Genomic DNA, 23,064 nt, shown 5'->3' on the forward strand with positions numbered 1-23,064 from the left:
CATCATGGTTTCCACCTTTGTAAATCTATAGCAATAATTCCTTTGCGCGTATTCGTCCTGGTATCAAATTGAAAAAAATCTATGTAGGCTGTACCAGAATCATTAGCTGGATAATTTGACGGAAAGATTTCACCCTTGTACTTAATTTTTTGTTCGGCACGCCGCAGCGCAAAATTAAATAAAGTAGGAGCAATAGATTCTAGGTAATTTATATCAACTCCATTGTCCTCCCAACAGGCATCGAAGTCTCCAGGTTTTTGTTTACTGGTGACGAAACTACCATCAATATAAATAGTTCTACAGCCAGCTGCTTTTAGTTGCGTCATTGCCAGTTCCAGACCGTCTATCATGCGCTGTCTAGTCAAATTTGTACCAAATATTTCTTGAAATTCTGACCATTCTGCCCAATGCACCCCTGGTGGTAAAATACCACTTTCGTCAAATTCTGGAATCATTTCTCACACCCTAACACAGCTTAATTATCGATAGGACTTACGCACGAGTTACGGAATAAGGAACCGCAGAGGCACAAAGAAGCCAGTGCGTTGCGGGGGTGGAGGAGTTTGTAGCAACTGGCGCGGCACGGAGAAATCAGAGTTTGAGAGATATTTTGCGTAAGTCCTAAAAGCCTTAGAGAATGTAGAAAAAGGTAACTTAATTTTTGTTAATTTAATTGTATTTGAACCACAAAGTTATAAAATTGAAATTGATTATTTTCACTTGTAAATACCATTAGGAGTAGTAAATTTTATTGAAGTGGAGATATTTTTTTAATTGAAGCGATCGCACTTTTTTAACTAGAGGATGGGAAGCAAAAGAAGAGAGCGATCGCAGATACAATCATAAGTAAAAAGCAATCTGGTAGAAAATGGCTGAAATTGTCACCCTTCAACTCCCTGAAACACTGGCACAAAAAGCAAAGGAAATCGCAGCTTTCACGCATCGGCGACTTGAAGATGTATTACTAGAATGGATTGACCGCGCTATTACCGAACTACCTATGGAGTCATTACCGGATGATCAGGTTTTGGCTCTATGCGATATACAGATGGAAACTCAGCAGCAAGAGGTTTTTAGTGAATTGTTAGCGCGTCACCGAGAGGGACAGCTTAATGATGCAGAAGTTCGTCAACTAGATGAACTCATGCAGGTCTACCGACGTGGCTTAGTAAGTAAAGCAAGAGCCTTAAAAGTGGCTGTTGAACGCGGCTTGAAACCAGCCCTCAATTAACAGCAATGGTCCGCTTTTATATTTCTGTAGAAATAGAACGTCGTGTCCGCACAGATGCTCAAAACCGTTGTGGCTATTGTTTAAGTCCTCAGCGTTTGGTAATGGCACGTTTGGAAATTGAACACATTATTCCCATCTCTAAAGGTGGTAGCAATGATGAATCAAACTTATGGCTAGCTTGTCCCTTGTGTAATCGCTACAAAAGTGATAAAACTACAGGGGTTGATCCAGAGACGAGCGAAACTGTAAGGCTATTTAACCCTCGTATTCAAGTCTGGTTAGAGCATTTTGGCTGGAGTGAAGATGGTCTACGTATTGTTGGCAAAACGGCGACTGGTAGAGCAACTGTTGTAGTTCTACATTTGAGTGATGATCCAGATGCACTGGAAGTTCGTAGTTATTGGGTACTTGCGGGTTGGCATCCTCCAGAAGATTGAACAAACCGCAGATCAGAGAGCAATCGCTATTTTTAATAAATTCAATTAACTAACAGCAAAATCTGTATATTTACGCACAGATGGTAACTGAAAACCTAAAACAATATCTTCTTTTGGGACACCTAATTCCACCAATTCATTAGCAATTCCTACCTCTGTTCCATCTTGCTGAATCCAGATTTTCTCGTCAATAATATCTAGATGAAGAACAGGCCCATATATGCGGTCTTGATCACGCCAACCTACATAAACTAATTGATAATGATCGTGTTCTGGATCAAAAATTGTCTGTGCTTGAATGCGATTATCCCAAACAGTGCTAGCGTGTTGTTGAAGCAAGTTCTTAATATATTGTCGATATTCATCTAGCTTTGCCATTCTGATATCGCCTCCTGTTCAATATTATAAATTAGTAAACAGAGTTGATTAATTTTAATAACAGATTGTATAAATGGAAGTATAAAAAACTCATTCTAAACAGTACTAGGAACTGCTAAATATAAAGTGCGATTTGCTTCTTGTTTTTGTAAAGCAATTCGGTAAATGATAAATTGTCCTAATGCAGCATAAAGCTCTGTGATTTTTGACGGACTCAGAAAACTTTTAATTTCAACAGCTATTTTTTGTCCTTGTTTTTCGGCGGCAATAACTTTTTCTGCTCCTAAATCAACATATAGCTCAAGGGTTCCCGCCTGGAGAGCATAAGGATCATGAGTGATTAACCACCCTTCTTTTTCAAGTGCTGTTTTGACAACTGTATGAAAAGCATCTTTAGCAGACACAGGTTTAATTCCAATTTATGGCGGTGCTTGATTTAAGAATTCCATTTCAAGAATACATTGACAACCTAGCGAAACAACCATTTGAAGTGCGCTTCTTTAATAATGAGCAAAAGTCATAAAAGAAAATATCATTCACAGCGCCGAACAATCATCTGTTTTTCCTATCTTCAATGCCCAATGACGCCAGTCGCTCATGGGGGAAACCCCCAAGACCGCGCTGGCTCCCCAATGCCCCATGCCCTAATTGCATACTTCTATGTGATGAGAAGTATCTACACCAACCCAAACAACTGTCACTAGCAGGTTAAACTAGGTCTGTTAACAGCTGCTCCACGTTCCTTATGAGGCTTTTATGGGAGCTAACCTCAAACAGATTGCCAACTATTTAGATAACCTTGGTTGGGACTACCGTTTAGATGATGAAGAAGAACGAATTATAACAGGTGTGGAGGCTGATAACCTAGAAGATTTTCTAATAGTTGTCCAACTGGATGAAGAGGGAAAATTTTTTCGGGTATTTGCCCCTCAAGTTCTGGCAGGAATCCAAGACCATCCTCACAAGGCGGCTATCCTACAGACAATGCTTGCCATTTCCTGGGAAACCAAAATGCTGCAATGGGAGTATGACCCATCAGATGGCGAAATCCGTGCCATTATTGAGTTCCCCTTGGAAGACTCGATTCTCACAGAAAGACAATTTCACCGTTGTCTGAGTGGGTTAATTCAGATTGTGGATGGCATAGCGATACCTCGCCTGAAAGAAGTGATGGACACAGGTCTTGATCCGGGGAATATAGAACTTGGGGAAAGACTGTTACTCAGCATCCAAGAAGAAGCCCCAGGATTGCTAGATTTACTGGAAAAAGCAATGGAAGCGCGAAAAAAGCGAGGAAGTTTTAAGAGCGAGTGAGCCGGATCATCACTTAAATAGCTATACTCCAAAGTGATACCCTCACTATATACACTGAAATTTTCTGGGGCTGGATATTATGACATCATATGCAACCTCCTCTGCCAAAGCGGAAATGAGTGAACTTCGGCGGTTGAAAGGCTTACTACCGCCAGAATTGCAAAGCTGGGTCACGGTTGAAGGCACAACTGAGGTCAATCCACCCCTGGTCCGCTGCGAAGAAATTGGTAAAGACCAGGTAGAAATTCAAATTGACTTGGTGAAATGGGATGCCCTCGCAATGGATCAGCGTAATCTGCTGTTCTGGCATGAAGTTGCTCGCGTTCAAAATGACACAATTCCTAAAGATGGTTGGGAAATGGCAGCACTAGCCATCGGTTTAGGTGGTGCTGTAGGCGAATTATGGGTACAAGATGGATTGCTGCTGGTGTTAGCTTTGTCGCTGTGTGGTGTGTCAGGCTGGCGACTGTACCAAAAGAATAATGGGGAAAAGCAACTAAAAGAATTGCTCAATGCTGATGAGAAAGCGATCGCTTTGGCAACTCGTTTTGGTTATAGCCTCCCCAATGCCTACAAGAGTCTTGGTAGCGCCTTGAAAACCCTGATTGACAATACTCCTGGTAAGCGCCAACGGTCGAGATACGAAGCAAGGCTCTCTGCCCTCAAACGCAGTGCGAATAAGGCAAAAGCTAAATCCAAAACCACAGATGAGGACTCACTGTAGAAACCAGAAATTAGGTTGGGTGGGTATTGCCCACCCCACAAAATACCTAAATTAGTTTTAAATAGACTTGAAACGCCGCTTTAATTAGAAGATACCCAAACCAAAAAGTATTAGTCCAGCCTTTGCCGTTGATTCTGGTACTTTTTTTGGTGGCACAAATCCCTTCAGACTTTCACCTCAAACGTTTTCCTCCTTCTCAGTCGCAGACTGGGAATGCCTACTGAGGGGGCTGCTGCCTCCCAGATTAGCAGCATCCCAATGACCTCATAAAATCTTACTTTTTTCTTGATGACATCTTTGTAAAACTGAAATTTTACAGTTGGTTCAGCATTTTATGCGTCTGGGGGATCACACGCACATGCTTGATAAACCGCTTCATTAAAGCTTGCCATGTCAAAACTTGATCGCTCGAAGGCGCAAGCACAGGGATTGGGGAAAATTGTTCAGATACTGCCAAAGGCGTAACAGGTTGTAAAAATACTGAGATATCTGGACTAACCTCTGCCACCAGCAAAGCTGAACGTTCCAACTCGGCGGGATCTGTGTTTTGAGACACAATTATCTTGACAAAAACATTTAAATATGAGTCATGACATAATTGGAGAAATTTAGCATGTTCTTGCCAATGACTTTCCCCGCTAACACTGGGCAATTTGAAGTCCATACCAACAGAGTCTAAGTAGGGGAGAATCATCGCTAGTTGTTCTGGGCGATGTCCGCCAGTTTCTAAGTATATAGGTAGATCTGTTATGGCTCTGACTTGGGGTAGAAACTGCGTTAAAAATGGGGCATGAAGAAGTGGTTCACCTCCCGTTAAGCTAATGCTATCGTGTAGACAAGGTAGATTTTGTCGTTCCACCCATTCCATTAATATTGGTAATGGGACAGGGTTAGAGTGGATTTCAAAGTCGCGCAATCCAGGCGATCGCTCTATCCGACAAGTCGCAGGTACATTCCAAGTCTGGGCACTATCACAAAAGTGACAGCGCAAATCACACAAAGCAAAACGAATAAAAATCTGACGTGTCCCTACATTCAGTCCTTCTCCTTGAATGGCAGAAAAGACCTCAATCAGGCGTGCAGTAGGTGTAACGGTAGTTTTAGCAATCATTTTGATCAAAACAACGCGATCGCGCTGCGTCGGCACAACAGCAAGGATGTTTTTTGGCTTCTTGTTCTATTGTGAATCGTCGCTAGCGATCTCCAATCTCAGCCCCGGTAAATAGCAATTAGTCCTTATTACTACTGATTCTGATATTAGATTAAGTAATTTTCGAGGACAAATAATGTTTGGCAGATTACATTATACATGGCAACGAAAGTGCAGAGCTTCATGACTAGCCAACCGACAGAGGTCGATTTTCCAGTTAATTCCCTAAACGACACGGCTATAGTGCAGATGCCGAAGCGGTTGAGCGTGCTGGAGGCTTTAGGCTTTAAGCAAACTTGTCAAGGCTTAATCCAGCCGAATTCACATCCTAAGCAAATCATCATTGACTTTCACCAAACTACTTTTATGGATAGTAGTGGTTTAGGTGCCCTGGTCAGTAATTTTAAATACGCCCAGGCGAAAGGGATTACATTCACACTGCGGAATGTAACACCTCAAGTAATGGCAGTCCTAAAACTCACCGGATTGGATCAAGTTTTTCCCCTTGAGTCTGTGGACGATGGGTCGCTAATAGAACAAGAAGACTTAGTAGATAATCGGAAGACAACTTCCCGTAGAGTAGAGCAGTTACCCACTACTCACCCTTCTGTGGCATCTTGGATGAAACGGTTATTAGACATTGTCGGGTCAGTAATTGGTTTATTAATTACAGGAGTTTTGTTTATTCCGATTGCGATCGCTATTCAAATTAATGATCCTGGTCCCATTTTCTTTAGTCAAACCCGTTGTGGTTGGATGGGGAAGCAGTTTAAGATTTGGAAATTCCGCTCCATGTGTGTGGATGCGGAAGCGAAGAAATCCGAAGTTAAAAACCAAGTGCAAGGTGCTTTTTTCAAGAATGAGAATGACCCCAGAGTTACTAAGATCGGGCGCTTTTTACGGCGAACTAGTTTCGATGAACTACCCCAATTTTGGAATGTCCTCAAAGGAGAAATGAGTTTAGTAGGCACTCGACCACCCACACCTGATGAAGTGGAACGCTACGAAGTACCGGAGTGGCAACGTTTCGATGTTAAACCGGGTATGACTGGCGAATGGCAAGTAAATGGACGTTCTACAGTCCGTAGTTTTGAAGATGTAATTCGCCTGGATTTGCAGTATCAAAAAAATTGGAGTTTGGTGTACGATTTAAAGCTAATTTTCAAAACTATAGCTATTCTATTTAATAGAAACAGTGGCGCTGTTTAGCTAATTACCCTTATTCACAATTTTTTGGTAACTCGCAATCACGATAATTATTGGATGTACCCAAGCCTAAAATAGGCTTGGGTACATTTTAGTGGCATGAATTGTAAGAAGATGTCTTTGACATAAACAATGTTAAAATCGCTGATTTCAAAATCTAAATCTAGGAAACCTGAATCACCAAAAAAGGAGAAAATACAAAGGCGATCGCGCATTCTAAATTAAAGACTGGATAATTGTTTAATATATTCAATAACTTGGTCTTTATTGATGATTCTTTCAACTGGCACACAATAAGATGGATAAATGTAATAAATTTCACCTGATATATAACTTTTACGCTGATCTTTGATGATCCCCTATCTATCAGGATAAATAAACCACTCAGTACTAGGACGTTTTGGTGTTATTGCTCCCCAAGCTACATTAGACTTTAAACAATACCAAATAATTAGGGGTTGCTGAAAAAGAAAGAGAAGCTTACAGTATATAGATTATCTGACCAAAGAAGTATATTTAGGTGCAAGACTTGAGGGTAGAATAGCCCAAAATGCTTGCATCACCGCGACCATCAGTACAAAAGTGTGCTGTTTGTAACTATGTACCGCAAACAGGGGCAAAATCCAATCTCACCAGAGAGCTTTGAACTGACTTTTGAAGGCAAGTTATCATCAGATAATCGTTGGGTAGTTCTGGCATCTTTAATACCCTGGGCAGAATTTGAAGACGAATATTCTGACGAATTCTCTATAAAGATGCGAGCGCCAGCAAAGCCATTTAGGATGGCATTAGGAGCATTAATAATTAAAGAATTAAACGTGGGATAAGCGACAGAGAAACAGTAGAACAAATTAAGGAGAACCCTTATCTACAGTATTTCATAGGGATGTCTTCTTATAGTAATGAAACTCCATTTGATCCATCAATGTTAGTTCATTTTCGTGAAAGAATCAGTGCCGAGCTAGTCAATAAATTGAATCAAACAATGGTGACGAAGATGCTAGAGTCAACCTCTTCGACTTTAGCAACTGAAAAAAAACATCAGAACCAGTAAAAGAAGGTAGTCCGCCAAAAAATCGTGGAAAATTGATATTAGATGCCACTTGTGCGCCAGGTGATATCAGCTATCCAACAGATTTAGGGCTACTAAATCAAGCCAGAAAACAGACAGAAAAAATTATAGACTTTCTGTTTGAGCTGGTGTTGGGAGAATTAAATAAAAAACCAAGAACCTATAGAGAAAAAGCGAGAAAAGACTACCTAGAAGTAGCGAATAAGCGTCGCGTATCACAACAAGAAAGAAGGAAAGCCATAAAAAAACAGCTTCAATATATTAAAAGAAACTTATCTCATATTGACCAGCTAATCAGATCAGGTGCAACTCTTTCAAGTTTAAGTAATAGGCAATATAAGATGTTGCTAGTAGTCGCAGAAGTTTCTCGTCAACAACTATGGTTGTATGAAAATAAAAAGCAGAGTATTGATGACCGTATTGTAAGTTTAAGCCAACCACATATCCGTCCAATTGTTCGAGGAAAAGCTGGTAAAGCTGTGGAATTTGGCGCAAAATTGTCGGCTAGCTGCTTTGATGGATTTGTATTTTTAGACCATATTAGTTGGGATAATTTTAATGAATCAGGAGACTTAAAAGCACAAGTAGAATCATTTAAAAGCTACACTGGTTATTATCCAGAATCCGTTCATGTTGATAAAATTTATCGCACAAGGGAGAATCGAGCTTGGTGCAAAGAACGAGGTATTAGAATTAGTGGTTCCCCTTTAGGTAGACCGCCAGCTAATATTAGTAAACAAAAAAAGAAGCAAGCTTTAGAAGATGAAAGAATTCGTAATTCTATTGAGGGAAAGTTCGGACAAGGGAAAAGAAGATTCAGCCTGGGTAGAGTGATGGCTAAACTTTCTCATACTTCTGAAACTGCAATTGCTATGACTTTTTTAGTGATGAATCTGTCTATTTATCTGTCACGCTTGTTGAGTGCTTTTTTATGTCTATTTTTGAAAAACACACCTTTTTTGCGACTTAATATTATCAAAAATTATAGTTTTGCTGCTTGCAGTCAATAAAAACTTATGTCTGCTCCTTGCTTGAATAACTAATTAATCCTTCTCTGGCTTTTTTATCACTTTTTCAGCAACCCCTACCTATCATCAAGACAGGAGTCGCAACGATTATCATATATATTTTTCAGCCTAATGCAAAGGCGCAAAGAAAAACTCTGCGCCTCTGCGTGAACTTAACCCACAACCTTACTCAACACCAACTAATTCAACCTGCTGTGCTTCTGGCAACAAACGCTTCATGCCTTGCTTAACAAACCCTTGCAGAAAAGCCATTTGCTGATTTTGCCCAAACACCTTTTGCAAGGTTTGCCGCAAATTCTCCAAATTTAAACCAGTCCCAGAATCTATTGCTATTTCCTGCTGTTGGAAATACTCAACTAGACTTAACCCTGCTACTCTAGTCAGATAAGCTGCACTTACTCCCTGCACTACCCCACCAGCAACAAAGGTAACGGCATTACTTTTCAGAACAGTACTAATCGCCTTTGTAGAAAGTTCAACTAAACCCAATTTCAGCATCAAACTTCCCATTGTTCCAGCGACAGTTTGTGCCTGTTCTAGGGAAAATTTCTGCTGATAGATATTACCCAAATCCATTACCATTTGAGCATTAATTGCCGCAGTCGCTAGAATATCAAGGGCTGGTACTGGGTTAGCAAAGGCCGCGGCAGCAGCTATCCACTGATATTGTTCAATAATTGGGGTGGCGCGATCGCATCTAGTTCCATTCAGCCAGTTTTTCGCCTCAGCTTTCAACAACCCGGCTTTCCTCATGGTAGTTACCCAAACTAGCCGTTGTCCTTGCTGTGCCAAAACTTCACCCAACTGCTGCGTCAACTGCTGGATATCCGGTGCTGGTTGTTCCATCCACTCTTGCACAGCACCATCAGCCTCATGCTTTCGGACTTTGATAGCAATGGGAGAGGCCGCAGTTGCAACTACATTTCCCTGCATTCGCTGTTTCAATGACAGCAAGACGCTGGCGCTTTCATCGGCTAAATACTGGTCTTGTTTGTTGAAAACCAGCATTGTGGCCTGATTTGCTGCCTTTAGCTGCTGTAAGGTTTGAAATTCTGAGTCCGTCAAATCACCATTTGTCAGGAATAGAACAAAATCTGATTTTGCTACTTCTGCTAAAACAGCTGCATCTGAATTCTCACTCGCTTCTCTAAACAAAGGTGCTGTCTCTTGTAAAGACACTAAATTTTGTGTCTCGACATTTGGCTTTAGGACTTGAATTAAAGTGCTTTTACCCACGGATTTACCGCCAGTCACAGCCACTTTAATTTCTTGTCTGTCTAATTCCAACAACAATTGGGCAACTTGTTCTCTGAGTGTCTCTAACGCCCGATGGTTTTCTGCTTCTTGTGCTAGTTGATTTATTACAGTTTCAGCAATAGCGATCGCACTTTCCACAGTCGCCCGATCAACGAGCATACCATCTAGCTGCTCTAAACTGTTTTTCGGGCGATTTTGTTGGAATAACCACAAACCCCCACCAACCGCTAAAGCACTCAACAAACCAAACTCACCCACCTGCACTATAGAATCGTGCCAACTGTCCAACATCCACAGGGAAAAGGACAGTCCCAATCCTCCCACTAAAATTGGTCGCTGCAACTTCACAACCATTATTCTCCGCGCTTTTTGGATGGCTATATCTTCCAGAATAGATCAAAAATCTGCTTCTCCGAATTGAACAGGCGATCGAACACAACTTTCTTTACCTAATAGATGCTTGTGAGATTAACTCCCAACCATCACAATGATCAGTAGGTCAACCTAATTCAACATAAAACGCTACAATTCTACGTAAATCTTTACTAAGCTAATATTGAGTTATCCCAAGAGTTTAAGATATACAGGAGAAATAAATATGAATATAAAACTGGTTGAATGTATAGCTGAGATTATTTTATCCTTATCTGAAGAAGAACGCCAACTTTTAGAAACAAAAATTACTGCCGCAACGCCATCTTTTAAAGTTCCTCAGTCAATTCATAAAAATATATCAGACTTAGAGAACCGCTTAAAAACATTTGAAGCACAATATAATATGTCATCAAGCAGTTTTTATCAGCAATTTAAAGCTGGTAAATTAGGAGATACAATGGACTTTTTTGAAATTCTGAATTCTGACTCCTGAGTTCTGAATTCTTGTTATAAAATAGGTCAAGATTTTCTATATAAACTAAAGCAAAATTAAAGTCTGCTGGCTTATACGCTTCTCGAAGCATTTGTCGCCGATTGGTTTTAGTGCGGCGATTATCTACAACATAATTAAGAGAAGCTTCATCAAACCAAGCATATTTGACTTGAATTTTAACTAGAGTTCCCTCAACATCAAATACTAAGTCATAAGGTAGTCTATCACCAACAGGTTTCAAAACTCCCCAACCACGCTTTAAGGCATGAAGAATAGCTGCTTGTTCTGCGATGTCTCCTCTAAGCTTTGTATCCATATGCAAAATAAAAATAATTAATTAAAACAAAACCCCGGAATCCTTTCAAATTCCGGGGTTTTGTTTTAATTTGGTGGCGGGAAGTGGATTTGAACCACTGACCTTCGGGTTATGCTTACCAACTACAACTTTCGTTGCCTGGATTAACCAGTTTGTGGTCTGGACTGTCCCTTCACCCTCGGCGTTACCGTTAGGGTGTCTGCCTTCCAGTCTCTACACCTTCTCCATTTCTGGAGCTTGGTTCGGGATTACCGCGCTATTGGCTTCCCCGAGTTTGACAGATAAACGCATATCAGTTTCTTTATATGCCGCCCATAGCAAACTTAACTAATAAGCGTCTAGTTAACTTTGCCCGTTGAGCCCGACGAGCTACCAGGCTGCTCTATCCCGCGTCGCTCTTGACTTTTATAGCATAACCTATATTCAAGAGTTTGGCAACTACAAAAATGATAATTCTCCAATTACTTCTAAACGCTTGTATTTTCCCAAGGTGACAAACTTTTCTGAGAGGCTTTGTGCGGCACTGGGACTAATCCAACCCATTTGCTGGAGTAAGTGAATAGCAACCGCATGTTTTGCCCGTTTTGCCCCATCCATGACTTTGATTGCCAATCCCATACCTTCACCGAGTCTACCAATGCACTGCACTCCTTCTGCACCAGATTTGCTGACCAGTTCTCCTGGAGCTAAACGCATCAGTTCCGTATCAAATTCTCCATCTCCTGCTACCATCGAGGGGTGATGAGTCATAGCACGGACAATGCGCTCCAGATCCAAATTTGTACTAGAGGCTAACAGCGCATACAAAGATGCCATGTGACCGAGTTGCATCAGATAAGTTGGTGCGCCACAGTCATCATGAGCGCTGATAAACTCCTCAGCTGGCATTCGCAGCAACTCTGCTACTTTGCCCAAAATTAATTGCTGTATTGGGTGCTTGCGTTCCAAGTAGTTATTCAAGGGCCAATGGCGTTGCTGACAAACAGCTAACATTCCCGCATGTTTACCAGAGCAATTGTATTCCAGAGGACTCCGCTTGCCTTCAGTAATTGGACATTGGAGTACAGTTGGGTCGAGATCAGCCCGCCAAAGGATGTTAAATACTTGTCGGACTTGCTCTATTGTTCCTTTGTGGGAACTCGTGATAATTGCTAAGTCGCGATCGCTGAGGTGATAGCGTTCTAGTGTACCTGTGGTGGTGACTGCGAGTGCCTGAAATGGTTTGAGGGCTGAACGGATAAATGCAGCAGTTTCAGAATTTCCGGCAACGGTTAGAACCCGTCCTCGTTCGTCGCATACAACAGCTTGGACTATATGCCTGGATTCAATAATACCTTCCCGCAGCAGCCGGACTTCCAGTGCTGTGGCTTGAGTTCGTTTTCCCATTGTCATGGGTTAATATTTATTACCTTTTTTAATTAATTGGTCATTGGTCATTAGTCCTTAGCTAATGACTAATGACCAATGACTCTTTAAAACAAATGCCAAACTATAGTACCAGTAACGTACATTCCCGCCAAGCCAGCAAAGGTAAATTGTAACCGCCGCAGAATGGGTTTGATTTCGTATGCAACAATTAAGCGATCGCGGTTGAGGAGTTCCTGTGGCTTCGTCCAAGTTTGACCATCATACCAGCCTGACTCTTCATAAAAGACTGTGGGACTGCAAAGGCGATCGCACACGTAGAACCAGCCTAAGTATAACCTTACCAGTGCTAGTACTACCCCAACACTCGCTCCGGCTGCACCACAGAGGATAAAATGTGCAATATACTTGTGAGGAGGAAAACTTGCCGCAGCTATCGGTGCTGCTAACAGCCAAGATAAACCCCAAATCCAAACAATTTTCGTGATATACTCGCGCCAATTTAGAGTGCTATCACGAAAAAGCCAGGAAGTTTTTAACTCTTCGTATTCATTCAGGGGTTGTTGGTCTGTAGGAACTGGGCAATTTGAAACCGAAGACCTAATCATGTTGGCTTACTTTCACCCTCATCAGATTCTGGAAGGGAAATACGCTCTGCATGAATCCAGAACGCTTCTAAATTATAAAACTCCCGTTCCTTGGGCGTCATGATGTGAACGATCACATCACCGTAGTCTTGTAGTACCCAACTCCCCTCGGCTTTTCCTTCTGTCCTTAAGGGACGCCGTTGCAACTCAGTTTCGACTTTTCCTTCAATTGCTTGAGTGATCGCCCTTACTTGTACCCTAGAATAGCCAGTCATGATCACAAAGTAATCAGCCAGGTAAGATACCTCTGCTACTTTGAGCAATACAATCTCACCCGCTTTGCGGTCTGATGCCGCTTCTGCGATCGTTGCAGCTAATTTTTCGCTCGCTTCTTCGGTTTGGGCGTAGCTCTTGACCACACTCTTCGTCAGTGGGACAGATTGTAATGGGAAATTTCCTTGGAAATAATCAGTCATTAAACCTCAGGTGCTTTCTTTTGAAACAATTGTTTACATTTACTGACAAACAACAAACAATTGATCTGAAAATGTGTCAATAGGTTTTTTTGAATACTAACAAAAAAACAGGTGTCTATGGGGCTAGTACCGCAAGGCTGAATTCAAAATTCACTCATTCAAAATTCAAACAGGTATACAGCGTAAGCATTTTATTGATTTGGAATGGGTGGTTTATTTACGCCGTGCTGTACTAATTTGATAATTGGCTGTTTAGATTTCGACATCCTCAATCAACAGTCGCAAATGTTATTGTGCAGCCATAAATCAATTAACTAATTACCCACGAATTGAATGAAGTGAAGCCGTGGGATTTTTAGTCTCAAAATCTCCTACTACCTAGATTTGACGGCATAATTGCCATTATTGTGTACGCAATTATACCTAGATTTAGGCATAGGATGTAACTCTGCTGTGGAGATTAAACTTCTTGTTTTGTAACTCTTGTGGACTGAATTGCTCCACGATTTGCCGTCAATGAGTAACACAACGACTCATACTGATTTAAAGCTTGCTCAAAAGCATAGTGTTCAACCGCATATTGGCGACTTTTATAACCCAGAGTTTTGACTTTTTCGGGGTTTTGGGACAAATCTAAAATTGCCATTGCTAAAGCTTGGGGATCTTCTGGAGGAACAACAACTCCGCCGCCACTTTGTCTGATGGCTTTTGCTGCTGTACCATTGTCAGGGACAGAGGCAACCAAAGCCCGACCACTGGCAAGTAGCACTTGAATTTTTGACGGCATATTGAAGGATACAATATTTTTCTTTTGCACTACCAAGCCAACATCGGCAGCTGCCAACATTTGTGGCAAATATTTGCGGGGTTGAAATGGCAGTAGCAAAACATTATCTGCGCCGCAGTCTAGACATTCCTGTTGCAATCGCTGTAAACCTTTTGCCTCTCCAACGATCACAAAAACAATATCTGGGATATGGCGCAACAAAGAAGCAGCTTTAACGACGCTTTCTAAGCCTTGGGTTAGGGCAATGTTACCAGAATAAAGTACTACAAATTTCCCATTGAGATTATGTGCTACGCGGAAAGGGTTATCTTTTTTAGGCAAAGGGCGGATAAAATTTACATCAACCCAGTTGGGAATTTGCACAATTTTGTCAGCTTTTACGCCCTTAGAGCGCAAATTGTCTACAAACCCATCGGCGATGACGCTAATTTTGCTGGCACTATGGTAGGCAAATTTTTCTAATAATGTAAACAACTGGATGAGCAATTTATTTTTCAATAGACCGACATGGACGGCTGCTTCTGGTAATATATCTTGTAGATTTAAGATCACAGGACAAGCACGTAACCATGCTAAAAGAGCAACTGGTACACAACTTGGCAAGGATGGCGATGTTGAGAGAATAACATCTGGACGCCAACCGATGAGGGCGGGCACAAAACTAGTGACAACAAAACTAGCATCTAGTAATACTCGATCTAATAGGTTGGGTTGTGGACGAATCCAAACGTAACTGCGTTGAATTTGAACGCCATTTTTGTATTCGTTGAGATACCACTTGCCCCGATATTCCTGGTAAATTTGACGCTCAGGGTAGTTGGGCATGGCGGTGACTACGCGGACTTCATGCCCACGCTTCACTAGTCCCTCTGCTAGTTCAGTCATCAGTGGGGCAATACCAATTGGCTCTGGATAGTAGTTGTAGGAGTAAATTAAAATTCGCATATAAATTAGTCCGAAGTACCCCGGTTTTTTATTTAATGACAAATATTTGTCTTAAACATGATTTGGAGCTTGGAAACCTCTATATCTAATTGTCGCTTCAGACTGTTTTTATGTCAGGTATTTTCCTTAAAGATTGAGTAAACTTTAATATTAGATACTTAGAGAAACTGTGAATTTTTTTGACTATTTAAGCAGCATTTCAAATGTACATTTATGATTGGTACGTAAGTAGAAACTCTAAGTCTTCCGATATTAATTAAGACTATTTGACAAGATAGCGGTTATTGATTGGATGAAAACACCAAAGTCCTTGCTGTAAAATCATTTCAGCAAAGTTTTTGTGTCTCACTCAACTGCACACCGCTATAGTAGTTATTGAATGAGCGATCGCTCTCGTATTTTCTTCTTTTTTACTGGTTCAGGATTCCTATATTTAGGTTTTAAAACCATTATGTTAATGAAATTTTTCCTCATTCATGGCATAGCTGCATACCGCTATTTACGGCAGGTTATCAATCTAGTGTTGCCAGAATACGCGTATGATGATGGAGGTATATCCCAGATAGAGAAAGAATTCTTATCATTGTTTCCGAAACAATTTTCTCAAGGATATACGAATAATAGTTGGTAATCAAAAGTTACTAACTGAGGTATATTTTCCTTGGAAAAATCATATTTTACGTGTTGCTTGATGCGAGGAAGAAAAACTAAACTGCACTTGATGCATCTGGAGAACAGGGATAAGCGTAAAAATCCGTAGGCGCAGCCCAACCTAGACATCGCACTTCTTCCCTTTGCCTACGCTCTACGACTTAGTGGTAGAGGTCGCTGTGCTAAAACTTCTTTATAAAGTTCTTCCAGCAGAGTAATATTTTTACTAAGGGTATAGCGTTCTAATACGCGCTGTCTGGCTTTTTGCCCCAGTAAGGTTGTTAACTCTGGATGGTCTTGGAACACTGGCAAGAGGGTTCTTAATTGCGATCGCGCCGTTTTGGTATTAATAACTACACCTGCGCCCTTTTCCAATACTTCTCCATCTGCACCCACATCTGTGGCCAAACAAGCCAACCCACACGCCATTGCTTCTAACAGAGATAGGGACAAACCCTCTACCAATGAAGGTAAAACAAATACATCTGCGCCCCGCAAAATTTCGATGCGTCGGTCTTCATCGGCGACAAATCCCAACCAGATAATGCCGTATTCTGAACCAAAAAACGGCTCTAAAGAAGACTTCAAAGGGCCGTCGCCAACAATCAATAACTTAGTACCAGGTTCCATTGCAGACTGCTTCCAAGCCCGGAGGAGGGCTTCGACATTTTTCTCTGGGGCTATGCGACCCTGGTAGACAAACAAGCGTTCGGCTTTAAATTCTGTTTTGACTTGAGAAAGTCCTGGAGAATACTTAGCGGTATCAACACCGTTGGGAATTACGGCAATATTTTCTTTCCTCACACCCATCCCTGCCAATAATTCTCGCTGAATCTGGGAAAATACAATCACGCGATCGTAGTTAACTAAAAAAGGTGCATAGAGCTGATATGCCAAAAGTTGTGTTCCCGATATCAGCTTTGCCCCTTTGCCAGCAAAGGGTGTGTGAAAAGTGGCAATTAGGGGCAACCTCAGTTCCTCACAGATTTCCGGTAGAAAAAAGTCTAGAGGAGATAGCGTCAAGGAAGCATGAACTATATCTGGCTTGATTTTCCGCAGCGAATCGGTTAAAACTTTGGTCGCTTTAAAAGTGGGAATTGTGTAAACCTGCGACTTGTAAATGAAAGGCAGGGAAACCTCTCGAAGATTTGGCCAGTTGTCAGGTTCAGACTCTTCTTGGGCGAAGTGAAGAAAGCTAACTTGATGTCCCCTATCTAGCAAGGCATTTGTAATTTCTCGACTGTAGGTGACATTGCCGCAAAAGGGCGATTTTTTTCCAATCCAGGCTATACGCATTCTTTATTTAGCTGTAAGAAAAGCGGGTTTGATATATTACTTGTGTATTTTTTGTGATTTTTATTTTATCTAGCTATACTTGCTGGTTTTTTTAGTTATTACAGATTCCCACCAGGATGTAGTTTAAAAAGCCTATTTAAAGCTGATTAAACCAGTGGATTTATGGATTTATTTATTCTACTTATAAGCTGTTAATTTCTGATATTTAAACAACTTATTCTGACTAATGTCAGATTGATATCCCGCAAGTATGTGATAAATTTTCACTGACGACAGTTTACCATGAACACAAAAGCTTTAAGGAAATTAGTAATTACTTCCTGGTAATGAATAATAACTAACTACTTAAGTAGGTCGGCGCAATTAAAGCTAACTGGTGAAGGCTGTCATTTGTCCTTTGTCATTGGTGAGCCACTGCGTTGGACGGGTTCCCCGGCTTAAAGCAAGTGGCGTCATTAGTAAGGGCTTTAAGCCTATTTACGTTTCGTAACATACTTGGGTTTTTTCGCGCCAACTTACTTGTGTGAGTTGTACCAGGTTAATATACCTCCTGAAAAGACGATCGCTGCTAATCCCAAAAAAACTACCTGTAATCCCAGAAAGGTTTCTGCTACACCAGCTAAGGCCAAAGGTAAGGAGAGGGCAATATTAATTACATTGTTCTGCAAGCCAAAAACTTTACCACGCATTTCTGGAGGTGTTTCTGTTTGGATTGCGGTTTGCATGGGAATTCCCACTAACGCTCCAAAGATACCTAATAGCGCCACCAGTAATAAGACTAGCCACAGTTGGGTTGTAAATACTGATAGACCAATCAGGGATGCTGCCATGCCCATAGAACCATACAGACTTAGTTGGGTATAGGAGAAGCGTTGACCAAATTGACCGAGAATTGTGGCTCCCGCAGCGATACCAACACCGCCGGCTGCTAGTAAAAAGCCGAACTGGGAGGCTTTCATGTTGGGAATTATTTCTGCCATGCGAACGGCTAGAACAGTTAATGCTGCAAAGACAGAAAACAAGATAATCAGCTGAAGCAAAGCATTGCGGATGGGATGATTTGCTTTCAGGTAGGCAAAACCATCCCGCAAGTCAGAGAATACGTGAGGGAATTCTGTATCGGGGTCGTGGTGTTTTTCCTTAGTTGCCAGGAGGAATAAAATTAGTCCAGCGATCGCATAACTGCCACCTACCAAAAGTTCCTTACCCAAACTACCATTACCACCAATGTGCAGCCAAAGTCCATCAGCGATCGCTAACAACGGTTCCCCAACGGCAAACCCAACAATCACCGATGCCATCATCGTTGTCGTGTAAAGCGAATTTGCCGAGAGTAAATGCTGTTCTTCTACGATCAAAGGAATTGCCGCCTGTTCTGCCGGGGCAAAAAACTGCGTCAGTGTGGAAACTAAAAAAGTTACGCCCAGGATGATTATAAAACCTACTGGCAGCACTCCTATGGGTTTCCAATCATGAGTTAACCACAGCAGGAAGGGAATTGATAAAACCAGGATGCCGCGCCAAACATTCGTTGCCACCAGCACAGCTTTTTTCGACCAGCGATCGACATACACGCCAGCAACGGAACCAAACAATACGGCTGGAATAGTAAAAGCCATCATCAAGACTGATACCCAACCACTAATACTCTGATTGCTTGCTTGAAACTGAGTATTAATCAAGGCAATCATCAGCACCAAATAAACTTTATCTGCTAGTTGGGAAAAAACTTGACCGCCCCAAAGAGCCAGGAAATTAGGGTTTTTTAATACAGGCAAAAACCCCAGTTGTGTTACATTCCCTGTAACTGCTTCTTCACCTGAACCAGACCCATCTAAGTTCGGTGGTTCTTTTTCTGGGATAGTAGCTACTGGCAAACTCTGCCCGTTGCGAGTGCCGTTGCTATCTACCTCAGCAACGGTTAATTTGTCCTCATATTGTGTTTCCGATTGACTTGGAACATCAATTTTTGGGATCTCCTCTGTCCAACTTTGATCGTTTTCAGAAACGTCTTTTGGAGACATTTCTTGGCCATTGATTTCACTAGGTGTAGACTTGGAAACGGCACTCAAGTGATTTTTAACTGTAGGATCTAATTCCCTATTCTGTTTTTTGACGAGGCTTGGTGACAAAGGCAGGATTTTTTTATCCAAATCAGACGGTTGCATCATGGTTGGCAGCAAAATAAGAGTCGATCAAAGTAGCAGAGCGAATAGGGCGACCTAATTGATATTGAGCATACTGGCGCAAAATCTGCTCAACAGATAACCAGTTATAATCTCTAGCACCATCAATTTGCATTATCTCTGGTTGTGACAGATGTTGGAGCAAAGCCAATTCCATAGCACCCAGACGACTAGAAATCACAGGTATTTCTTGCCGATGCACAACAACTGTTTGGGCATGGGGGAGCCAGTGCGTTGCGGAGGTTCCCTCCGTTGAAGCAACTGGCGTCATTGGGAATGGGGCATGGGGCATTGGAAATTTGTCTCTCGCCATCTCCCTCATCTCCCTCATCTCCCTCATCTCCCTGTCCCCCTCTGTTCGTAAACGTTTCCAAGTTTCTAAGCAAACCGTTCCACCCGCAGGGATGCTAAATCCTATTTGCCAGTTGGGGTCTGTAAAGTCTGGTTTGAGGGGACGCTCAGATAAGCAGCAAACCTGCACTTGCGGGGTCAGTCCTGCTAAAGCTAAAAGGTGAAACACCCCATGAGCCAGATGAGCTAAAACTCCAGATGGATTTGCACTAGATATCGCCTCCAACCGATGGAGATGTTCATTGAACAACTCATAAAGTTCTTCTTGGGGTTGTTCGCTCAAAGCTTGACACAGGACTATTTCTGCTAAATACTGACTGGCAGCCAATTTTCCCAAATCTTTAGCTAAACCAGGATAAGTTTTTAACGTCTGTGCTTGAGTAATTTTATCAAGCGATCGCCCTTTGGCAATCAATAGTTCATTCACAACGAACATCCCACTCCTACCGCCCAGGCTGGAGTTGTGCTTACGTGCCCCTGGAGCCACTGCTCGAATTAGACCGAATTCGCGTGTCAAAATCGTCACTATTTTATCCGATTCTCCCAACACCTGGGTTTTAAGATTAATTCCGGTTGCTTTGTAGGTTCTACTCATTAGTCATTAGTCATTGGTAGTTATTAGTCATTAGTCATTGATCAAGGGTCATTAGCTTAGGACAAATGACAAATGACTAAGGACAAATGACTATTCACCCTTCCCCAGGTTATCGCGCTGGCGGAGCAAATCGATGCCGCGAGATGTACCTAATCTAGTAGCACCCGCTACGATTAAGTCTAGGGCTTGATTGATAGTACGGATACCACCCGAAGCTTTAATTCCCACCCTTTCTTTGGCCAATTCCTGCAAAAATCGCACATCTGCCACTGTTGCACCACCATTCCAACCTGTACTAGTTTTTAAGAATGCCGCTCCCGCCTCCATAGCTATTTCAGCAGCTATTTTTTTCTCCGCATCTGTCAACAGGTTGGTTTCCAAAATTACCTTGACAGTTTGCCCAGTCTCTTCACAAATTTCGGCAATTTCTCGGTGGACTTCTTCAGTTTTACCAGCTTTCAACCAGCCCAAGTTCATTACCACGTCCAACTCAGTAGCCCCACTATCCGCCGCTTCTTGAGCCTCATATAGTTTCACTGCTGAAGTCGTCGCGCCAGATGGAAAACCAATCACCGTACAGACTTTCGGGTTCTTGCCGTGGAGGAGTTCCACTGCTTGTTTGACATAGGCGGGGTATAAGCAAACCGCCGCAAAATTGAATCTGTATGCTTCTTCACACCACTGCTCAACCTGCTCTGGAGTAGCCGTTGGCGTTAGCAGGGCATGATCGATAAATGGCGCAATATCAATGTCTGGATAGTCTGCTGCCATCGTGTCTTTTGCCGGTAATTGATTATTAAACTTTATAAAAAATCAAAACACTTCTTATATATGTATTAAACCATATTTATTACTAGTTTACCTGGAAAACAAGCTGCTGACTTCTCTTGGATGTCGGCTTTGTAGATGTCGCAAAATTACTGTAAGTATTTAAGTCCATCCATGAAGACACTTGAAAGATAAAAACATTATATAAATCCAATTACCTTGCAATGGTTACAGGAGACTATTAAATGTCTCAAAACTTTTTAAACAGCAATTAGCAGAAGTTGACTAAGAAAACTTAATAGATGAACTAGAAGATTTGGCGAAAAACGAGAAAACGCGAGTAAGAAGTCTGTGAAAACAGATGATTAGATATTTAACTCAGCAACACCATCAAATTAAGCCGCTATAATTTATCATATTCCTTTGGTTCTACATTAGGCACTTTATTCAAAATTTGCTGGAATTTTTCCCAACTACCGCTTTTGGCTTTTTCTTCCAAATAGTCTTTGGTCATCCATGCGGAAACTTGTGCAGATAAGGCAATGGTTGCAAGTTGTTCAATGGAAATATTTTCACTAGCTGCTAAAGCTTCAATTTGTTTATATAAAGATTCGGGTAGCTGTACATTTAAGTTAGTCATGGGATTTCTCCTACTATCTATTTGCAAGAATTGCTTGGGTGAAACTACCCTCAGTCCAAATATTTTGTGCGTCTTGTAAATCTTTTTGATTGTAAGTGATGATAAAGTCGGCTTGACATTCAACAGCTAAATCGATGAGAAAATCATTATCAGGGTCGCCTACTATTGACTGCCATAAATAGAAAATACTACATCTATTAGCGATTCTACAAATATCTTCATCGCTCAATCCAAGCTGCTCTTTTTCTTGTTTGAGAATTTCTTCATACTCGAATACTAAGGTGCTAGATACATTTAACTGCCAACGCCTATTATTAAGAATTGTTAACAGTTTGTAAGATCACTAGGGTTAGATCATAAACCAGTAAACAGTACATTAGTATTAAGGTGATTTCTGATTAAAAAAATACCATGTTGACGAGTTTCGAATTCGCTCAACTCTCGGCCACTCAGTTGGTTGAGCGAAGCGATGCCCTGAGCCTGTCGAAGGGTCGAAACCAACAGCTATGGTAAATTTATTACTGGAATTCACGTAAGTAGAATTTGGTACGGATTTGTTATTATTTCGCTATTAGTAGCATTTTTGCAGTAGTGACGAGCTTATAGTCTACCTATCGATCAATTCATCTTTGAGTTATCCACTAAAGACCATCCTAAACTGGTTGGCTGTTCATAAACCCGCTTTAGAGTATTCACATCTCTTGCAGAAATAGGCGATGGGTTACGAACTTGGGAAAAGTATAAAGCATCAGTTTGTAGCGGACTATGACCCCAAATTCCCAAGGCGTGACCGAATTCGTGGCGGGCTGCGGCTTGGATATACTCACCTGTTTGACTGGGACTTAGCAAGATGCTGAAGCGGTGGGATAAAACATTGTTGCTGGTGTATAACTCGTAAGTAGTTTGTGCCGATCGCGCCCGAGGTATATTACTACCAGGGGAAATTTGTAGAGGTGGCGCTTTTGGCACAATCGTAATATCAGCAATTTTTGGCTGTTCGACTACTATCAAAGGCAAATAAGTACTCCACTCCTGTACACCATGCAAGACACCGTTAACCCATGCTTGAGCTTGTTTTTCGCTGACAGCTTTTGGTGATTCTACGTAAACTCGAACCGGAAATTGCGACCAGACTAAATAACCAACTGGGGTTGTTCTGACTTGGGAAAAGTAGTCACCACTGTTGGTACTATCTCGCCAGCGTGCAAGTGTGGGCGGTAAGGGATGGGGTTTTGGCGAAGATGAAGTGGGGAGAGAAATTATTAAGTCTGAATATACATCTTTTGGTATTTTTGTCAAACCATAACTCGACTGGAGATTAGTAAGAATGATTAACAGCCCTGTGCCAATAAATAAGGCAAGGGCTGTAATTAACCGCCGTGAAGTTAAATTTATTAAGGTGTTAAGTATTGGGTGTTCGGTTCTTCTCCCCATTT

At 41.6% G+C, this 23,064-nt stretch carries 24 protein-coding genes and 1 pseudogene; 8 read left to right on the plus strand and 17 right to left on the minus strand.

Going from position 1 to position 23,064, the window contains the following annotated elements:
• Positions 1-2 precede the first annotated feature (2 nt).
• Positions 3-455, minus strand: a complete 453-nt coding sequence (locus V7L05_RS22195) for a DUF6932 family protein (RefSeq protein ID WP_335167174.1) — start codon at positions 453-455, stop codon at positions 3-5.
• A gap of 413 nt (positions 456-868) precedes the next feature.
• Here V7L05_RS22195 and V7L05_RS22200 point away from each other — a divergent pair, with 413 nt between their 5' ends.
• Together V7L05_RS22200 and V7L05_RS22205 are read left to right on the plus strand one after the other, a co-directional pair.
• Positions 869-1,231, plus strand: a complete 363-nt coding sequence (locus V7L05_RS22200; protein WP_335167176.1) for a hypothetical protein — start codon at positions 869-871, stop codon at positions 1,229-1,231.
• Between the two features lie 5 nt (positions 1,232-1,236).
• On the plus strand, positions 1,237-1,668 hold the full coding sequence (locus V7L05_RS22205) for an HNH endonuclease (protein ID WP_335167178.1): 432 nt from the start codon (positions 1,237-1,239) through the stop codon (positions 1,666-1,668).
• A 45-nt stretch (positions 1,669-1,713) separates the two neighbouring features.
• Here V7L05_RS22205 and V7L05_RS22210 read toward each other — a convergent pair whose 3' ends face one another.
• Both V7L05_RS22210 and V7L05_RS22215 read right to left on the minus strand, forming a co-directional pair.
• Positions 1,714-2,046 (minus strand): XisI protein, encoded by a 333-nt coding sequence (locus V7L05_RS22210; RefSeq protein ID WP_335167180.1) that lies wholly within the window; start codon positions 2,044-2,046, stop codon positions 1,714-1,716.
• Between the two features lie 95 nt (positions 2,047-2,141).
• Complete coding sequence (locus V7L05_RS22215; RefSeq protein ID WP_335167182.1) at positions 2,142-2,450, minus strand: XisH family protein; 309 nt, start codon at positions 2,448-2,450, stop codon at positions 2,142-2,144.
• A gap of 102 nt (positions 2,451-2,552) precedes the next feature.
• On the opposite strand from V7L05_RS22215, the gene V7L05_RS22220 reads away from it, so the two are divergent.
• The 3 genes from V7L05_RS22220 to V7L05_RS22230 all read left to right on the plus strand — a co-directional run bounded on the left by V7L05_RS22220 (position 2,553) and on the right by V7L05_RS22230 (position 4,084).
• The gene (locus tag V7L05_RS22220; protein ID WP_335167184.1) at positions 2,553-2,750 is read left to right on the plus strand and encodes a hypothetical protein; all 198 of its coding nucleotides are present in this window, start codon (positions 2,553-2,555) and stop codon (positions 2,748-2,750) included.
• A gap of 52 nt (positions 2,751-2,802) precedes the next feature.
• Positions 2,803-3,360, plus strand: coding sequence for a hypothetical protein (locus V7L05_RS22225; RefSeq protein ID WP_335167186.1), 558 nt, complete (start codon positions 2,803-2,805; stop codon positions 3,358-3,360).
• A 79-nt stretch (positions 3,361-3,439) separates the two neighbouring features.
• Positions 3,440-4,084, plus strand: a complete 645-nt coding sequence (locus V7L05_RS22230) for a DUF3318 domain-containing protein (protein ID WP_335167188.1) — start codon at positions 3,440-3,442, stop codon at positions 4,082-4,084.
• A 313-nt stretch (positions 4,085-4,397) separates the two neighbouring features.
• Here V7L05_RS22230 and V7L05_RS22235 read toward each other — a convergent pair whose 3' ends face one another.
• Positions 4,398-5,195 (minus strand): 7-carboxy-7-deazaguanine synthase QueE, encoded by a 798-nt coding sequence (locus tag V7L05_RS22235; protein ID WP_335167405.1) that lies wholly within the window; start codon positions 5,193-5,195, stop codon positions 4,398-4,400.
• A 198-nt stretch (positions 5,196-5,393) separates the two neighbouring features.
• Here V7L05_RS22235 and V7L05_RS22240 point away from each other — a divergent pair, with 198 nt between their 5' ends.
• Together V7L05_RS22240 and V7L05_RS22250 are read left to right on the plus strand one after the other, a co-directional pair.
• Complete coding sequence (locus tag V7L05_RS22240; RefSeq protein ID WP_335167191.1) at positions 5,394-6,443, plus strand: anti-sigma factor antagonist; 1,050 nt, start codon at positions 5,394-5,396, stop codon at positions 6,441-6,443.
• 596 nt (positions 6,444-7,039) lie between these two features.
• Positions 7,040-8,522, plus strand: a pseudogene (locus V7L05_RS22250) (IS5 family transposase).
• A 183-nt stretch (positions 8,523-8,705) separates the two neighbouring features.
• On the opposite strand, the gene V7L05_RS22255 reads toward V7L05_RS22250, so the two are convergent.
• A complete protein-coding gene (locus V7L05_RS22255) occupies positions 8,706-10,151 on the minus strand; it encodes a YcjF family protein (RefSeq protein ID WP_335167193.1) in 1,446 nt (481 codons plus the stop codon).
• 244 nt (positions 10,152-10,395) lie between these two features.
• Between V7L05_RS22255 and V7L05_RS22260 the strand changes: the two genes are divergently transcribed.
• Entirely contained in the window at positions 10,396-10,665 is a 270-nt protein-coding gene (locus V7L05_RS22260) for a hypothetical protein (protein WP_335167195.1), read from the plus strand.
• On the opposite strand, the gene V7L05_RS22265 is transcribed toward V7L05_RS22260, so the two are convergent.
• From V7L05_RS22265 to V7L05_RS22320, 12 genes are all read right to left on the minus strand, one after another.
• Positions 10,604-10,981, minus strand: a complete 378-nt coding sequence (locus V7L05_RS22265) for a group I intron-associated PD-(D/E)XK endonuclease (protein ID WP_335167197.1) — start codon at positions 10,979-10,981, stop codon at positions 10,604-10,606. The two genes, V7L05_RS22260 and V7L05_RS22265, sit on opposite strands and share 62 nt — an antisense overlap.
• 438 nt (positions 10,982-11,419) lie before the next feature.
• A complete protein-coding gene (locus V7L05_RS22270) occupies positions 11,420-12,373 on the minus strand; it encodes an asparaginase (protein ID WP_335167199.1) in 954 nt (317 codons plus the stop codon).
• Positions 12,374-12,453: 80 nt separating this feature from the next.
• Complete coding sequence (locus V7L05_RS22275) at positions 12,454-12,954, minus strand: CGLD27 family protein (RefSeq protein ID WP_335167201.1); 501 nt, start codon at positions 12,952-12,954, stop codon at positions 12,454-12,456.
• Entirely contained in the window at positions 12,951-13,409 is a 459-nt protein-coding gene (rsfS, locus tag V7L05_RS22280) for a ribosome silencing factor (protein ID WP_335167203.1), read from the minus strand. Before rsfS ends, V7L05_RS22275 begins: the two co-directional genes overlap by 4 nt.
• A gap of 460 nt (positions 13,410-13,869) precedes the next feature.
• On the minus strand, positions 13,870-15,141 hold the full coding sequence (locus V7L05_RS22285) for a glycosyltransferase family 4 protein (protein ID WP_335167205.1): 1,272 nt from the start codon (positions 15,139-15,141) through the stop codon (positions 13,870-13,872).
• Positions 15,142-15,939: 798 nt separating this feature from the next.
• Positions 15,940-17,088, minus strand: a complete 1,149-nt coding sequence (locus tag V7L05_RS22290) for a glycosyltransferase family 4 protein (protein WP_334952318.1) — start codon at positions 17,086-17,088, stop codon at positions 15,940-15,942.
• A 515-nt stretch (positions 17,089-17,603) separates the two neighbouring features.
• Positions 17,604-19,256: an MFS transporter gene (locus V7L05_RS22295; protein ID WP_335167407.1), complete on the minus strand. Its 1,653-nt coding sequence runs from the start codon at positions 19,254-19,256 to the stop codon at positions 17,604-17,606.
• Entirely contained in the window at positions 19,243-20,220 is a 978-nt protein-coding gene (gene recO / locus V7L05_RS22300; protein ID WP_335167207.1) for a DNA repair protein RecO, read from the minus strand. The genes V7L05_RS22295 and recO overlap by 14 nt, the downstream gene beginning before the upstream one ends.
• 90 nt (positions 20,221-20,310) lie before the next feature.
• Positions 20,311-20,991: a deoxyribose-phosphate aldolase gene (gene deoC, locus V7L05_RS22305; RefSeq protein WP_335167209.1), complete on the minus strand. Its 681-nt coding sequence runs from the start codon at positions 20,989-20,991 to the stop codon at positions 20,311-20,313.
• Positions 20,992-21,391: 400 nt separating this feature from the next.
• Complete coding sequence (locus V7L05_RS22310; RefSeq protein ID WP_335167211.1) at positions 21,392-21,628, minus strand: hypothetical protein; 237 nt, start codon at positions 21,626-21,628, stop codon at positions 21,392-21,394.
• Between the two features lie 13 nt (positions 21,629-21,641).
• On the minus strand, positions 21,642-21,959 hold the full coding sequence (locus tag V7L05_RS22315; protein ID WP_335167409.1) for a PIN domain-containing protein: 318 nt from the start codon (positions 21,957-21,959) through the stop codon (positions 21,642-21,644).
• 287 nt (positions 21,960-22,246) lie between these two features.
• Positions 22,247-23,062 (minus strand): peptidase, encoded by an 816-nt coding sequence (locus V7L05_RS22320; protein ID WP_335167213.1) that lies wholly within the window; start codon positions 23,060-23,062, stop codon positions 22,247-22,249.
• Positions 23,063-23,064: the final 2 nt, after the last annotated feature.

The sequence above is a fragment of the Nostoc sp. genome, from assembly GCF_036917755.1.
Taxonomy (GTDB): Bacteria; Cyanobacteriota; Cyanobacteriia; order Cyanobacteriales; family Nostocaceae; genus Nostoc.